The sequence below is a fragment of the Peristeroidobacter soli genome, from assembly GCF_004138485.1.
In the GTDB taxonomy this organism is placed as follows: domain Bacteria; phylum Pseudomonadota; class Gammaproteobacteria; order Steroidobacterales; family Steroidobacteraceae; genus Steroidobacter; species Steroidobacter soli.
Map to the genome: position 1 here is coordinate 346,386 of NZ_RYEV01000006.1, position 14,818 is coordinate 361,203.

Here is a 14,818-nt window from a genome sequence, read left to right on the forward strand (position 1 = left end):
GGGCATGTATGGTGAATCTGGGTGAGTTGATGCGTCAGTTCCGGCAGGTTGCTCTGCGCGGCAATGCGTCGGAGTGCGCCGAGCCCATGAGCGGCGTGACGCGTCAGGTTCAAGGACTGAAATCGGAAGGCACCTTCGGTGGGTTGAAGATCGTCATCGACGAACCCGTCGTCTTTGGCGGCACCGGCTCGGCGCCGAATCCTGCCGAAGTGGCGCTGGCTGCGCTGGGCGCGAGCATGGAAGTGACATTGCGTTGCTATGCCGAGGCACAAGGTGTGCCGGTGAAGTCCATCTCCGTTGCGTTGAGTGGCGCGCTCGATGCCCGAGGCTTCTTCGGGACCGATCCTTCGATTCGCCCTGGCTTCGGTCCCATCTCAGCGACCGTGACTGTCGAGTCATCCGCGCCGCCGGAGCAAGTGGCGGAGTTGATCAAACAGGTGAATCAGTGTTGCCCGGTGCTGGATGTGTTCCGCAGCCCGCAGACGGTCAATGTGAAGCTGGATCACGTCGCCGAACGGATCGCTAGCTCGACGGGCGAGTACTGATCGTCCGAGCGGTGCAGGCAGATGGGCTCGCGCGGGAGCAGTGGTGGTTGCGCCATGAACCGCGGGTTCTTGCCACGATGCGGTTGAGCCGCATGCACGAGAAAGGGATGACAGAGATAAACCGTGCCGGCTTCGCCCACGGCCAGCACTTCCGGTCGTTGTGACGATCGAGCGAAGCCATCTGCCGCGAGCTCCCGCAGCGTGAGCCCGGCTTCTCCTGCCGGCGCGAGTTGTTTCGCTATGTCGATGTGAGATCCGGCGCGGATGCGGGTCGGTGCGTCGTCCTGCTCCACATCCGAAAACAGAAACAACATCAGCAGCGCCCGCCCGCGGCTGCTTACATTCGCGCGCCATTCCATGAAGTCAGGCGCCTCGTAACCGAAGCTCACGTCGATGTGCCAGCCGTCGTCGCCAGGCGCAATGGCCGAGGGAAAGCGGATTGGGAATGTTCCCAGCGTGTCACGCGGAAGCCAGCGCCCTTTGCCGACGAGTTGATCGAACGCCTGATGCAAGACCGGGGCGTTCGCAGCCTCGCGGAACGGCGCCTGGCCGAATTGATCGAGGCGGATGACTGGCCGGGTCCATGTCGAGGGATCCTGTGGGTCGCATCCGGTCGCCCGCCACAGAATGGCCCGGGCCTCCTCGGCGGTTTGCCTGGAGAAGACGTTGTCCAGGCGAATGAAGCCGTCGCGAATGAAGGCGGCGATGTCCTCGGCACTCAGCGCCGGCTCAGGGGCTCGATCCATCGCTCCTTACATACGCGATTTGCCTCGCAGCAGCAAACTTGGCGGGTACGTGCCGGCTCGTCGGGGGATCATTACACTCATGGACCAGTGCCGGCCGCGAAGGAACAGGGCGCCAGAAGGCGAGGCGGTTACAAAGTGACGGAACCAATATTCATAGATCGGCGCGACTCGCTGTTTGGCAGGGCGGCGGATATTCGCAAACTGCTCGATGCCGCCGCTCGACCGGGGCTGACCCTGGTCGTTGGCCGCCCTCGCATGGGCAAGACGTGGGCTTTGCAAGAGACGGCGCGGCAGTTGCTCGAGGACGGCCGGTACGTCGTCGGTTATCACGACTTCAAAGGGGATGAAAGCGCTCATCTGCTGTACGCCGTCGAAGATCTATACAGCCGCTGGCTTGCGAACGAGGCCCTGAGGAAGCAGGCCGTTGCCAGTTGGCGTCTGTTGAAGCCGACGCTTCTCCCACGCGTCGGCCAGGTCGTGGGTGAACTGACCGAGTTGCTCGGGACCGGTTTACTGCCGGGGGCGATGGCGCCGTTGATCAAAGGTGCATTCAGCAAGCTTTCCGAGGCGCAACGCGCTGGCGGCGGTTTGAGTACACCCGCGCTCGCCTACGATGAAGCGCGGCAGCTCGTGCGTTTGATCGCCGATCTGGGCGGTCGAGACAGGCGTGTCGTATTGATCCTGGATGCATTCGAAAAGTCACTGGCCGGGCGACGTTCGGACTTCGACACGATAGAAGCGTTCTGTCGTAACGACACGGACTGGGAAGGAGTCCACGTCTTCGCCGCGATCCGGCATCCCGATCAGGATGACACCGGGATGAGCGACTATCGCCGGATGGTCCGCCTGTGCCGGATGTTTCCTTCCGGCAATGTCCATGAGCTGGCAGCGCTGGATCGCTCGGATCCGGCTGAGAACCAACGGTTGCTCGCATTCGTGCGGGATCGGGTTCGTGCCGCCGGGCTCGTGACGGACGAGCGGCTGCTGCAGTTGATCGATGGCTATCCGGGCGTGGTCGATCACTGGTGTCACCGGGCCAACAGCACCGAGATGCATTCGGAGGCTGATTTGGAAAGGGTGGCGGGGCATGCGCAAGCCAATCGGTATCCGGATCTCGAACATGCGCTGGGAACGTTACGTTCGCCGGCTCGTTCGTTGGCAGCTGCGTTGGCGCTGCTGCCAGCACTCGATGCCAGTTCTTGGGATATGTTGCGAGAGATTCTGTTACCGGCAGATTCACCGCGGCAACTTCAGGACCTCGTCGACGAATTGATCGATGCCGCGGTCTTTGTCGATCCGAACTCGGAAATCAGATTCGCATCGTACGGACACGATACGCGCCACACGGTGGCACGGCGCTGGTTCGTGACCGCCGCACGGGATGTGATGCGTCGTGAGTCCGAACGCGTGATTTTCGATCTGGCCGGTCGCTTCGTCGGCGCGGATCTCAAGAGTGTCCACGCCGTGTTCGTGCTGGGAAAGTGCGCTGAAACGGCAATGTCGGTGGCCGTCGGGGCCAATCACGTCGACCTGATTGAGCTCGCCAATTATCTGTGCGACGACACCATCGATGCGATTCGCGATGACATCTTTCTAAATGAGACCCTGCGCCGCGCCTGTCCGGCGTTGCTGGCTTGGGCGTTGGTCGTCAAGCTGAGTAAGCGCGGGTCGCGCGGTGAAGATGTCATGGCGGACTACGCCGCAGTGTTGACATTTCCCGGTGTTCCAGCGGACGCGGTGTCGCAGGCTCTCCTCGGTCGCGGCATGGAATATATCGAACGTGGCGACTCGCGGGCAGCGATGGCAGATCTCACCGCGTTGATCGAGTTGCCTGGCGCTCCGGCGCGACTTCTGGCGCAGGCTCTTTGGAATCGAGGGTTGGCGTACGTGAGGCAGGGAGACCTGGCTCTGGGAATTGCGGATCACACTGTTCTGATCACGCTGGCCGAGGCGCCAGTGGAAACCGTTGCCGAAGCCTATTTGCGTCGTGGCATGTCGAGGGGCGATTTGGGGGACGCCGACGGAGAAAAAGCCGACTACACCTCGGTCATCGAACTTCCGGGCGCTCCGATCGAACACATCGGGAGGGCATTGTTGAGTCGTGCACTTGCCCGTGCCGGCGAGGAGGACTACTGCGGCGCCTTGGCTGATTACACTGCCATCATCGACCTGGCGGAAGCTCCAGGAAAGCTGGTGACCGCTGCGCTCATGCTGCGTGGGACGCGGCGTGCGCAGCAGGGCGATGTTGATGACGCATTGGCGGACTTGAGTTTGGCGATTGCCATGCCGGAGGCGGATGTAGACACCGTCGCGGCCGCTCTGTTGCAAAGAGGGTGGAGCCAAAAGGAACGGGGCGAGACCGATGCGGCGCTCGATGACTTCAACCGATTGATCGGATTGCCCAATGCGCCGGTCGAGGTCCTCGCGCAGGCACTGGTCTATCGCGCTCGCCTGCACAATAAAATGAACGATATCGAGGCGCAGATTGCGGATTACACCACTGTCATCGAGTTATCGGGCGCGCCCGTGGAGCGGAGAGCGGAGGCGCTACTGGAGCGTGCGCTGGTCGACATCGCCGCTCCCGAACAGCGCACGATGCAGGACCTCACCGCTTTGATCGAGTTGTCCGGTGCTCCGGCATCCACAGTGGCAGTGGCGCTCGCCGAGCGAGCGCGTCGGAGGCGCCTGTGCGATGACGAAACGGGGGCGTCGGCGGACGAGAATGTCTCGATCGCGTTGCCCGGCGCGCCGGTCGCGCTGGTCGCCAGGCTGCTCGTCAGTCGAGCGGCCGATCGTGCCAAGCGAGGTGCCATTACCGAAGCTAAGCAGGACTGCGCGGGGGTGATCAATTTGCAAGAAGCGCCACCGGAAAGCGTGGCTCGTGCGCACTATGCGCTTGCCATGGCGTGTTTCGACGAACACGACCTCGAAGGGGAGTTGAGGAATTACACCGCACTGATCGAGCTGACAGGTGCGCCAGTCGATCTGGTGACACTGTCGCTGCTCAATCGTGGCTCCAGACGCGAGGCGTTGGGCGACAGCGCTGGGGCGATCGCCGACTATGGCGTCATCATCCGTTTGCCCGCCGCGCCCGCGAGCACGCTGGCGGAAGCGTTGCTGAAGCGCGGAATTGCCATCGAAGCGGGCGGTGACGAGGCCGCGGCCATGGCGGATTTCGATGCAGTCATCGGCCTGAGTGGCGTGCCAGGTGCTCAGCTCGCCAAAGCATTCCTCCATCGCGGCCTGGTCAGCGACAGTCGAGGAGATATCGAAGCCGCCATGGCTGATTACACCCGTGCGGTCGAAACGCCGAATGCGCTGCCCGAGCAGGTCGCGCAAGCGCTCTTTGCCCGTGGCATGACACGTGGACAGCATGATGACGTTGAAGGTTCATTCGCTGACTACACCGCCTTGATCGATCTGCCAGGCGCGCCCCCTGCATTCGTGGCGCAAGCGATGCTGCAACGTCGGATCGCTCGCGGTCTGCGGGGAGATGAGGAGGGAGCTCTGGAGGACTATACGACTGTCATCAATCTTCAGGGAGCTCTGGTCCATACAGTTGCACTGGCGCTGTTGCTACGTGGGATCAAGCTCGCCAGGCAGGGTGATCTCGAACTGGCGCTGGCGGATTATTCGGCCGTCATCGCCTTGCCGGACGTACCGCCCGATCTTCTGGAGAAGGCGCGTGAATTCCACATACGCGTCAGCGCTGAAAGAGCCGGACGATGACGTCGGAGATTGATTCCCGTGCGTTGAGGCAAACGCCCTCTGGCTCGTACTAATAAGAAGAGAGTCAGGGGGAGCCGATTGCCGATGATTACATTCCGCCGCGCGCTATGGGCCGCATTCGCTGGGCTCTGCCTGCAGCCAGCAATGCTCGCGCATAGCGCCGACAAGCCGAGCGTCGACCTTTTCGCCAGCGATCCGCGAGGCCCGTACGACACGGGCACGTTCGAGCAGATGTGGATCGACGAGCAGAGTGGGGAGCCGACGACGAACGATCCGGGCGACAAGCGGCATCTCATGATTCAGTTCTGGTATCCCGCCACGATCAAGCCGAATGCCGCGCGGGCGCCGTATGTACTGCATCCCGAGCTCTATTCGGACAAGCTGGGCAAGTGGTTCCCGTTTGCGAAGACCGTGCGGACCAACTCCGTGTTGCATGCGCCGCTGCTCGCCAGCGACAAGCCGTTTCCCGTAGTGATCTACAACCCGGGTGGCGGCAATCCGCACTTCACCGGCACCTCGCAGACGGAATATCTCGCCAGTCAGGGCTATGTGGTCGTTGCCATCGGACACACCGGCTTGAATGGGATCGAGAGATTCCCGGATGGTTACGACTACCAGCTCGACAGCGGCGATCCGGAGCCGACGGCGGCGGAACGGCAGACGATGTCGGATGCCGATGCGTTTCGGTTGGAAGTCGAGCGAACTGCCAAGACCATGATGCCGCTGCACGTGCAGGACATCAGCTTCGTGCTCGATCGTCTGCAGACCATGAATGCGAAGGCGGGCGATCGCTTCCGAGGTCGGCTCGATCTGGAGCACATCGGTTCGATGGGCTGGTCGTTGGGCGGGGCGCTGTCGCTGCAGGCGAGTCGCGATGAGCCTCGGATCAAGGCAGCCATCAATCTCGATGGCTGGCTCTACACCGACGTCTACCAGACCGGCACGCATCGCCCGGTCATGCAGATCCATCAGTCCGAGGACGTGATGTTTCTAAAGCCCAAGCAGAGCGCGGCGAAGCGGCAGACCATGTCGTTCGCCAACAGTCTGCTGTGGCAGTTCTTCTCGAAGACCGACGCCGATTGGTTCGACGTGACGTTACAGAGAGCCCATCACGGGCACTTTTCGGATCGCATCCTGCTGGCGCCTTGGGAGGAGCAGTACATGCATCCGCGGCTGGCCCATCAGATCACCAATCAGCTGACGCTGGAGTTCTTCGATAAGTATCTGAAGGGCAGCACCGAGACGCCGTTTCTGTCCGGCATCCGGACCTGGTCGCAAGTCCAGATCCTGCAGCAGCCCGCTAGGGGCAGCTCCTAATACGCAGCACTTAGGGATTACCCCACCCCCGAGCCGAAATATTTTTCCGAGCCAGGTCATGAGGTTGAACTGGTCAACGGACGCAGGCACTCTACCCCCGGACCTATTTTATGCGCCCCGGATTGGCGACCAACTCGACGGGTGCATGAGCTCCAACGCAGTGACCGAGCTGAATTCCGCCGCGACCGTGACGCAGCTGCGTCCGGCCCTGGTGCGTTTCTTTCGGCGCCGCTGTCCGACGCTGGCGGAGGCGGAGGATCTGGCGCATGAAGTCATCGTGCGCGCCCTTCAGCACGCGCAGTGGACTTCGGACGAACAGGCCAAGAACTACATCTTCCGGGCTGCGATCAATCTGTGGCGGGACCGTATCAGGCGCAACGCCGTTCGTGGCGGGGCCGAAGTCGATTGGGACGATGAATCCACGCTCGAAGTGAGCGAGGGGACGACGCTCGACCGGGTGCTGGTCAGCGAGGAAGAGTTGTATCGAGTGCATGCCGCGCTCCTGGAACTGGGGGAGCGCACCCGGGACGTGTTCGTGCTGCATCGATTGGAACATCTGAAATACACCGAGATTGCCGGGATGCTAGGGGTGTCTGTGAGCGCAGTGGAAAAACACATGAGCAAGGCTCTCGCGCACCTTGCCCGCCGGATCGATGACCATGAGTTCATCTGAGCCGGCGACCTTGCCCGAAGTGGGGGTGGACGCGGACGAACGCGCTGCTCAGGAGTTCCTGCGCTCGCGCGCGGGTTCGGTCGAGCCCGAAGCCACGGACGATCCCGTCGTTCGCGCCGCTCGCGATCGTGTCGACCGCGCCTGGCGCGCGGTGGGCGAACATGCGAGCTCGCCCGAGCTGATGAGCTTGCGTGAACAGGCGATGGCTCGAGCGCGTCGCGCACGGGCACGGCGCTGGTTCGTGCCATCCGCGTTCTCACGATCGACCTCGATCGCGGCCTCGGTGGCGGCGGCTTTGGTGGTCGCGGGCGGCGTCTGGTCGTTCTCGGACTCCGGGCCGTTTTACGGCGGCTATCGCACCGGCATCGGCGAGCAGAAGGTCATCGAGCTCGACGATCATTCCAAAGTCACGCTGGATGCGAAGACCAGATTGCGCGTGAAGTTCTCGCGCGATGCCCGTGTCATCGAGTTGGCGGAAGGTCAGGCGCAGTTCTCGGTTGCCAAGGACGCCGCGCGTCCGTTCAAAGTCATCGCGGGCGATCACGCCGTCGTCGCGCTGGGCACCGTGTTCACCGTCGAATATCTGGATAACCAGTTCAGCGTGGCCATGCTGGAAGGGCGTGTCGCCATCACGGGCATCGGTCCGGACACGATCAGCATGTCCGCACCCAAGGCGCTGGAGATCGGTGCAGGTGAAGCGCTACAGGTCTCCGGCGCGGGCGCCGTTACAGTCATTCCCAAAGCGGATCTGGCCGCCGCCACGGCGTGGCGACAGGGCAAGGTGATTTTTCACGATGAACCGTTGAGCTCGGCGATCCGCCGGATCAATCGTTATTCGAAGGTGCAGCTGGTCATCGAAGATGCACAGCTCGAACAGGTCAGCGTGAGCGGCGTGTTCGAGATCGGCGATACGCGCGCGTTCGCGCAAGCGATGCAAGCGTACTGGGCGGTGACCGCCGACTACTCCGATCCAAACGTCATCCAGCTGCGTCCGAGGTAGGTTACAAATTGTTTGCAGCTGCCACTGAGGTAAACGTCCCCACGCTCGTAGTTAATGAGTGGAGGGAGTGATTTCCGGGCTCCCTTCACAACAACTATACGGGGAGCCGATTTCAGATGAATACTTTGCGCCGCGCGCTGCAAGTTGCACTGGTCAGCGCTTGCACGATCGCAGTCACGCCCAGCTTCGCCGCCACCGAAGGCGAGCGCACCGTCGCCAGCTTCGAGCTGGAGATTCCATCGCAGGACTTGCACGCCGCTCTACAGCAGCTGGCATTGGCCTCGCACTATCGATTGTTTTATAAGTCCGCGTTCGTCGCCGGCAAGACCAGCCCGGCGCTGAGCGGCAACTACACCGCCGAGCAGGCGCTTCGGCAAATGCTTTCCGGCACGGATCTCGAGTATGAGATCACGCCGGAGTCGGTGGTGCTGATCCGTCCTCGCAACGACGCCGTTGGCAGCGCACAGGGCGGTAGTGCCTCGTGGATTCGAATCGCCAGCAGCGACGCGGGCGCCGAGTCGAACGAGTCCTCGGAAAGAAAACAAACCACCTTGCCGGAGGACCTGACGGAAATCGTCGTCAACGGCCGCCGCATCGACACCACCACCATGATGAAGCGTGGCGAGACGCTGCTGGACACGCCACAAGCCGTTACGATCATCAGCGCGGCGCGCATCGACGAGCAGAAGCTGATGTCGGTGAGTGCCGTGCTGGATCAGACACCGGGCCTGACGGTGACGCCGGATTCGTTCGGCCGTCCCAACACTTATTACGCGCGCGGTTTCGAGATCACCAATATTCAGATCGACGGCGCGTCGGTCGAAGTGGGTCGCAGCTATTACTTCAATCCGAATCTCGCCGGCTATGAACAGGTCGAAGTGCTGCGCGGCGCGGACGGTTTGTTTGCCGGCAGCGGCGATCCGGGCGGCACGGTGAACCTGGCTCGCAAGCGCGCCAAGTCCATACCGGGCATGACGATGGATGTCACCGCCGGTCGCTGGAACAACTACAGCGCGCAGGTCGATGCCACCGGTCCGCTGGCATTCGACGGTCGCTTGCGCGGTCGCGTGGTAGCCAACTATCACGATCGCGAATTCTTCTACGACGGCGCGGACGACAAAGGCACGTATTTCTACGGTACCGTCGAAGGCGACGTGACCGATTCGACCATGCTCATGGTCGGCGGCAGCTACGAGGATACCGACCAGCATCCGTGGCAGGTCGGTCTGGGACGTTACAAGACGGGGGCCTCGCTGAACCTGCCGCGCGAGCAATCGCTGGCGGCCGACTGGAGCTACTGGCGCTCGCATGCCAAGGAAGGATTCGTGCGCTTCGAGCAGAAGTTCGGCGATCGCTGGACGCTCGCCGGCAGCGGTACGCAGGGCCACTCGATCATTCAGACGTTGTACGGCGCCGTCTACGGCTACGATACCACTCGTAACAACGGCATCCTGCCGGGTACCACCACGGGCCTGGCGCTGGGCAACGGCTATGACTACGACTCGCAGCGAACGATTTACGACGTGAGTTTGCAGGGCAAGTTCGATCTGTTCGGCAAGCAACACGTCGTGCTGCTCGGCTACGACAAGATGAGCAGCGACAATGTCTCCTCGCCGATGAGCGTGCAGTTCACGGTCAACGGCACCACGTCGATCTGGGGACCGGCCATCGATTTCTCGGACTTCGACGGCTCGCAGATTCCGTATCCCAACCTGGTGTACACCTCGGCGTCCGGCAACAACCAGACGCGCCAGCAAGGCATCTACGGCAAGCTGCAATTGCAGATCTTCGAGCCGTTGCAAGTCATCCTCGGCGGCCGCTACTTCGACTACAAGTTCCGGCGCCCGTCGCATAACTACAACGCGTCCGGCGCGGTGACCAGTACAGGTGGCATCGGCTACGATGACACAGGGGTATTCACTCCGTACGGCGGCCTGCTCTATACCATCAATCACAACTGGACGGCGTACGCCAGCTACACCGAGATCTATCGCTCGCAAGCGCAGAATCTGGCGGGACCGTCGCCCGGCACGCCGCTCGATCCGATGACCGGCCGCAATTATGAGATCGGCACCAAGGCCTCGCTGCGAGGTGGACGCTTGAATGCGTCGTTCGCTTTGTATCGTACGGAGCGCATCGGCGAAGCGGAGCTCGACACCCGCTATCCGCAGGTCCTCGGCGGCGCCTACACCGGCAACTGCTGTTATCTCGAGAAGGGCGAGATTCTGAGCCAGGGTATCGACCTGGAGCTGTCGGGCGAAGTGTTGCCGGACTGGTCGGTGTTCTCGGGCTACACCTACAACGACAACGAGAACAAGCGCACCGGCGCCTTGTTCCGGAGCATCGCGCCGAAACATCTGTTCAAGCTGTGGAGCACGTATCGTCTGCCGATGCTGGAGAGCAAGCTGACGGTAGGCGGCGGTGTGACGGTACAGACCGAGCAGTTCAACAGCGGCACCGTGTTCGCCTACAACCCGGTGAGCGGTCTGTACAACGGCGCGGCCTCCGCCTACGAGTTCAAGCAGGGCGGATACGCGCTGGTGAACGCGATGTTGCAATATCAGCTGTCGCCGACGTGGTCGCTCTCGCTGAACGGCAACAACCTGCTCGACAAGACCTACTACAAGGGCTTGAGCAGCGGCCTGGTCACGCAGAACTGGTACGGCGAGCCTCGCAGCTTCCTCTTCGGCGCCCGCGCGAAGTTCTGATTCGCTGCAGTTCGAGTCGCGGTGTGTCGGACGGCTACCCTCCGACGCATCGTTTCCAATCCCTTCATTCGTGGAATCCACAACGATGACATCGATGAGAGCCGTGCTGGCAGCAACGGTGCTGTCGGCCTCGTGGGGGGCTGCGGCCGACCAGATAATGACCGTGGATCCGGTGCCTCGCGTAGCCACCGTGTATGCACTCACTCACGCGCGTCTGGTGGTGAGACCGGGCGAGGTACTCGAAGACAGCGTGCTATTGATTCGCGACGGTGTCATCGTGTCGGTGGGCGCGAAGACCAGGATTCCCAGCGACGCGCGCGTGCTCGACCTGCAAGGTCGCACCGTGTTCGCAGGCTTCATCGATGCCCGCACCGACTACGGTCAGAAGGGCATCGTCGCACCCAGGGACGAATTCTCCAAAGTCCGTTCCGAAGACACCGTGCTTCGGCAACTCAAACCCGATGCCGCCGCGGCCGAATCGTTTCGCCAGTTGGGTTTCACCAGCGTCGTGTCTCAACCCCGCTACGGTGTGTTTCGTGGCCAAGCGGCTGCGCTGACGACGGCGACGACCGAGCGCTTGCGTGAGGCGATCGTCGCGCCGGCAGTGGCTCAGAGCGTCGCCTTTGAAACGAATGTCAAAGCGACCGAGCAGTATCCCGTGTTCGCGGGTGGCGCGACGGCGCTGCTCCGCCAGACCTTCATGGATGCGCATTGGCAGAGCGACTATCTGGCGTGGCAATCCAAACATAAGAATGCCAGGCCGCTGGAAGTGCAGCCCGAGCTGTCGGCGTTGCAGCCGGCGCTCGCGGGCCGCCAGTTGGTGATGTTCGATTCGGGCGACGAGCTCGATCTGGAGCGCGCCTGGCGCATCGCGAACGAGTTCAAGTTGAACTGGGTCGTGAATGGCACCGGCTACGAGTACCGCTACGCTCAGCAGCTCAAGCGCCTGGGCACTCGCGTCATCGTGCCGTTGAATGCTCCTGCGTCGCCTGCGGTTGGCAACGACGACGAGGCGCGGAAGGTGCCGCTGGCGGAGCTGGAACATTGGGAATGGGCGCCGTTCAATGCGCGAGTGTTGGCTGACACGGGGGTGCCATTCGCGTTGACCGCCACCGGCCTGAAGAATCCCTCGCGCGAATTCTGGCCGCAGGTCGCAGATGCGGTGGCGCACGGCCTGGATGAGCAAGCCGCGCTGGCCGCATTGACGACGACGCCCGCGCAGATACTGGGGCTCGATGATCGTATCGGCGCGCTGAAGGCGGGTTATCGTGCGCAGCTGGTCGTTGCCGATGCCGATTTGTTTCGTGCTCGGGACGCGAAGATTTACGAAGTGTGGGTCGATGGTCGGCGTCAGGTGCTGAGCGATTCCACGTCTGCACGAAAACTCAGCGCTGCTGTCACGAAACCACCGCTGCCCGGCGTGCTGCGTTATCCGGCGGGCGAGTACGGTCGCGTGTCGTTGCCCGAGCAGCCGCAGTCGGTGCTGATCAAAGGCGCGACGGTTTGGACACAAGGGCCGCAGGGTCGCCTGACGGATGCCGATGTGCTGGTGGAACGTGGCCGTGTCAAAGCCGTTGGCAAGAATTTGCAGGCACCGTCGTCGGCGGCGCAGATCGACGGTCGCGGGTTGCACGTCACGCCCGGTCTGGTGGACTCGCACTCACACATCGCACTGAATCGCGGCAATCTGTTTGGTGAAGGTTCGGACCATGTGACCAGTGAAGTCGCCAACTCCGACATCCTGAAGCCCGGCGACATCACCATCTATCGTCAGCTGACCGACGGCGTCACCTCGGTGCTGTTGTTGCAAGGCTCGGCCAATCCCATCAACGGTCAGTCGCAGGCGATCAAGCTGCGCTGGGGCAGCGATGCCGAAGGCTTGAAGATCGCGGGCGCGCCGCCCTCGATGAAGCTGGCGCTGGGAGAGAACTCCAAGCAGGCCGCTTGGGGCATGGGCAAGCGCTATCCGCTGACGCGCATGGGCGTGCAGGAAAGCGTGCGGGAAGCATTCGAAGACGCCCGTGCCTATATGACGCGACTGGCCGATAAGAACGGTCCGCCGGTGCGTCGCGACCTGCGCCTCGAGGCGACCGCGGAGATTCTGACGGGCAAGAGCACGATGCACGTGCATAGCTATCGTCAGAGCGAAGTGTCCGCGTTCATTCGGTTGTCGCGGGAATTCAAGGTCAAGCCCGTGTTCCATCACATCGCCGAAGGATACAAAGTCGCCGACGAGATGGCGGCTGCCGGCGCTGGCGCGTCCGCTTTCGTCGACTACTGGGGCACAAAGCTGGAAGCGGATGAATTCACCATCTACAACCCGGCGATGATGGTGAAGCAGGGCGTACTCGTGTCGTTGAGCTCGGACAGCACCGCCAACAGCGTGCCGCGCTTGAATCTGGATGCGGCTTACACCGTCGGCTATGGCGGACTGACCGAGACCGAAGCGTTGGGGCTGGTGACGCTGAATCCGGCGAAGCAGATGGGCGTGGGCAACACGATCGGTTCGCTCGAGCCGGGCAAGGACGCCGACTTCGTCGTGTGGAGCGACAATCCGTTGTCACCGCGCGCCATCGCACTTCAAACGTGGATCGACGGGCGTCGTTATTTCGATCGCGACAATGACAAGCAGGAGCACGCGCGCATTGCCAGCGAGCGTGAACGATTGATTGCACGCATCCGACAAGGCGGTCGCGCGCCGAGTGCGGTCGTGTCTCAGACTGGGGGTGCACGATGAGCCGCTCAAAGCTGTGGATGTGTTTGCTGGCGCTCGTGCAGACCGCCTCCGTGGACGCCGCGCCGTCGTCGGTGCTCTTGACCGGGGCGGATTTGTACACGGTCAGTCACGGCGTCATTCAACGTGGCGAGCTGCTGATTCGCGATGGCAAGATCGCCGCTATCGGTGCGAAGGTGGATGCGCCGGCCGACGCCGAGCGCATCGATGTCGCCGGTAAGCGTGTGTATCCTGGACTGATTCACTCCGTGAGTGCCCTGGGCCTGGTCGAGTACTCGCTGATCCCGGCCTCGCAGGATTTCGCCGAGACCGGCGAGAACAACGCCAATCTGCACAGCGACGTCGCAGTGAATCCCGACACGGCACAGTGGCCGGTGGCGAGAGCGGCCGGCGTGTTGACGGCGCTCATCGTTCCTCAGGTGCGCGATGACGGCTTGTTCGGCGGTCAGTCGGCCTTGATGAAACCGCAGGGTTGGACCGGTCGGCAGATGACGATTGCGAGCGGCGTGGCCATGCATTTGTATTGGCCAGGGAAGCCGGCGATGCGTCAGAGGCTCGATCAGATCGTGGAGCAGGCGCGTGTCTATGCGTCTGCGAAGCGCGCTGGCGAGGTCGTTACTCCGGATTTGAGATTGCAGGCTTTGACGCCGGTGCTCGAAGGCAAGATGGCGTTGGCGATTCATGCCAGCGGCGCTTCGCAGATTCGCGATGCGCTGTCGTTCGCCCGGCAAGAGCAGCTGCGCATCATTCTGGTCAGCGATTGGGAAGCGCAGTCGGTGGCCAAGGAAATTGCCTCGCGCAATGTGCCCTTGATCCTTACCGCCGGTGCTCCGAAAACACGGGGTGACGGCTACGGCGATGTTTATGCCGCCGCCGGCATTCTCGCGGCCGCGGGTGTGAAGTTTGCCATTGCCAATCCGGGTGGCAATGCGAAGTCGGCCCTGCGATTGCCGACCGTGGCAGCCACTTACTCAGCCTACGGACTCGGCGATGCAGCGGCCTTGCGTGCGATCACGCTGACGCCGGCGGAGATTTTGGGCTTTGGCGAGAAGCTCGGCTCGTTGGATGTCGGCAAGGCTGCGACCTTGTTCGTCGCCAACGGCGATGTGCTGATGCCGGAGAACCGCGTCGAGCTGGCGTGGATCGAGGGTAAGAGCGTCGATCTGAAGGACAATCATCACGAGCGCCTGTACCAGAAGTATCAGCGCAAGTATCAAGAGATCGCGGCAGGCAATTGAACCATGCGGTGTCTGCTCGTCACTGCATGGCTCTGCGCCGTGGCGACGACTCGGCCCGGTATCGCGAGAGTTTGCGGCGCCTTCAGCCGTAGCAATGATTCAGCACGCGCTGGCTTGGACCAGCCGTA

General features: G+C 62.4%; 9 protein-coding genes. 8 read left to right on the forward strand and 1 reads right to left on the reverse strand.

Translation table 11 applies throughout. The features are described from left to right. The first annotated feature begins 8 nt into the window (after positions 1-8). Complete coding sequence (locus EKO19_RS28010) at positions 9-545, forward strand: OsmC family protein (protein WP_129780688.1); 537 nt, start codon at positions 9-11, stop codon at positions 543-545. Here EKO19_RS28010 and EKO19_RS28015 read toward each other — a convergent pair. After that, positions 503-1,291, reverse strand: coding sequence for a phytanoyl-CoA dioxygenase family protein (locus EKO19_RS28015; protein ID WP_129780689.1), 789 nt, complete (start codon positions 1,289-1,291; stop codon positions 503-505). The two genes, EKO19_RS28010 and EKO19_RS28015, sit on opposite strands and share 43 nt — an antisense overlap. 135 nt (positions 1,292-1,426) lie before the next feature. Between EKO19_RS28015 and EKO19_RS28020 the strand changes: the two genes are divergently transcribed. From EKO19_RS28020 to EKO19_RS28050, 7 genes are all read left to right on the forward strand, one after another. Then, positions 1,427-5,020 (forward strand): tetratricopeptide repeat protein, encoded by a 3,594-nt coding sequence (locus tag EKO19_RS28020; protein WP_175597221.1) that lies wholly within the window; start codon positions 1,427-1,429, stop codon positions 5,018-5,020. Positions 5,021-5,164: 144 nt separating this feature from the next. Continuing rightward, complete coding sequence (locus tag EKO19_RS28025; RefSeq protein WP_157995469.1) at positions 5,165-6,337, forward strand: alpha/beta hydrolase family protein; 1,173 nt, start codon at positions 5,165-5,167, stop codon at positions 6,335-6,337. Positions 6,338-6,482: 145 nt separating this feature from the next. After that, complete coding sequence (locus EKO19_RS28030) at positions 6,483-7,010, forward strand: RNA polymerase sigma factor (protein ID WP_157995470.1); 528 nt, start codon at positions 6,483-6,485, stop codon at positions 7,008-7,010. After that, a complete protein-coding gene (locus tag EKO19_RS28035) occupies positions 6,997-8,010 on the forward strand; it encodes a FecR family protein (protein ID WP_157995471.1) in 1,014 nt (337 codons plus the stop codon). The genes EKO19_RS28030 and EKO19_RS28035 overlap by 14 nt, the downstream gene beginning before the upstream one ends. A gap of 116 nt (positions 8,011-8,126) precedes the next feature. Next, positions 8,127-10,718 (forward strand): TonB-dependent siderophore receptor, encoded by a 2,592-nt coding sequence (locus EKO19_RS28040; protein WP_129780694.1) that lies wholly within the window; start codon positions 8,127-8,129, stop codon positions 10,716-10,718. 85 nt (positions 10,719-10,803) lie between these two features. Further along, entirely contained in the window at positions 10,804-13,455 is a 2,652-nt protein-coding gene (locus tag EKO19_RS28045) for an amidohydrolase family protein (RefSeq protein ID WP_129780695.1), read from the forward strand. Beyond that, positions 13,452-14,690, forward strand: coding sequence for an amidohydrolase family protein (locus EKO19_RS28050; RefSeq protein WP_129780696.1), 1,239 nt, complete (start codon positions 13,452-13,454; stop codon positions 14,688-14,690). The genes EKO19_RS28045 and EKO19_RS28050 overlap by 4 nt, the downstream gene beginning before the upstream one ends. The last annotated feature ends 128 nt before the right edge of the window (positions 14,691-14,818 follow it).

What these genes read in the sequence shown, in the direction of transcription:
- EKO19_RS28050 (WP_129780696.1), top strand. Translation starts at nt 13,452, where the DNA reads ATGAGCCGCTCAAAGCTGTGGATGTGTTTGCTGGCGCTCGTGCAGACC.
- EKO19_RS28025 (WP_157995469.1), top strand. Translation starts at nt 5,165, where the DNA reads ATGCTCGCGCATAGCGCCGACAAGCCGAGCGTCGACCTTTTCGCCAGC.
- EKO19_RS28035 (WP_157995471.1), top strand. Translation starts at nt 6,997, where the DNA reads ATGAGTTCATCTGAGCCGGCGACCTTGCCCGAAGTGGGGGTGGACGCG.
- EKO19_RS28015 (WP_129780689.1), bottom strand. Translation starts at nt 1,291, where the DNA reads ATGGATCGAGCCCCTGAGCCGGCGCTGAGTGCCGAGGACATCGCCGCC.
- EKO19_RS28045 (WP_129780695.1), top strand. Translation starts at nt 10,804, where the DNA reads ATGACATCGATGAGAGCCGTGCTGGCAGCAACGGTGCTGTCGGCCTCG.
- EKO19_RS28040 (WP_129780694.1), top strand. Translation starts at nt 8,127, where the DNA reads ATGAATACTTTGCGCCGCGCGCTGCAAGTTGCACTGGTCAGCGCTTGC.
- EKO19_RS28030 (WP_157995470.1), top strand. Translation starts at nt 6,483, where the DNA reads ATGAGCTCCAACGCAGTGACCGAGCTGAATTCCGCCGCGACCGTGACG.
- EKO19_RS28010 (WP_129780688.1), top strand. Translation starts at nt 9, where the DNA reads ATGGTGAATCTGGGTGAGTTGATGCGTCAGTTCCGGCAGGTTGCTCTG.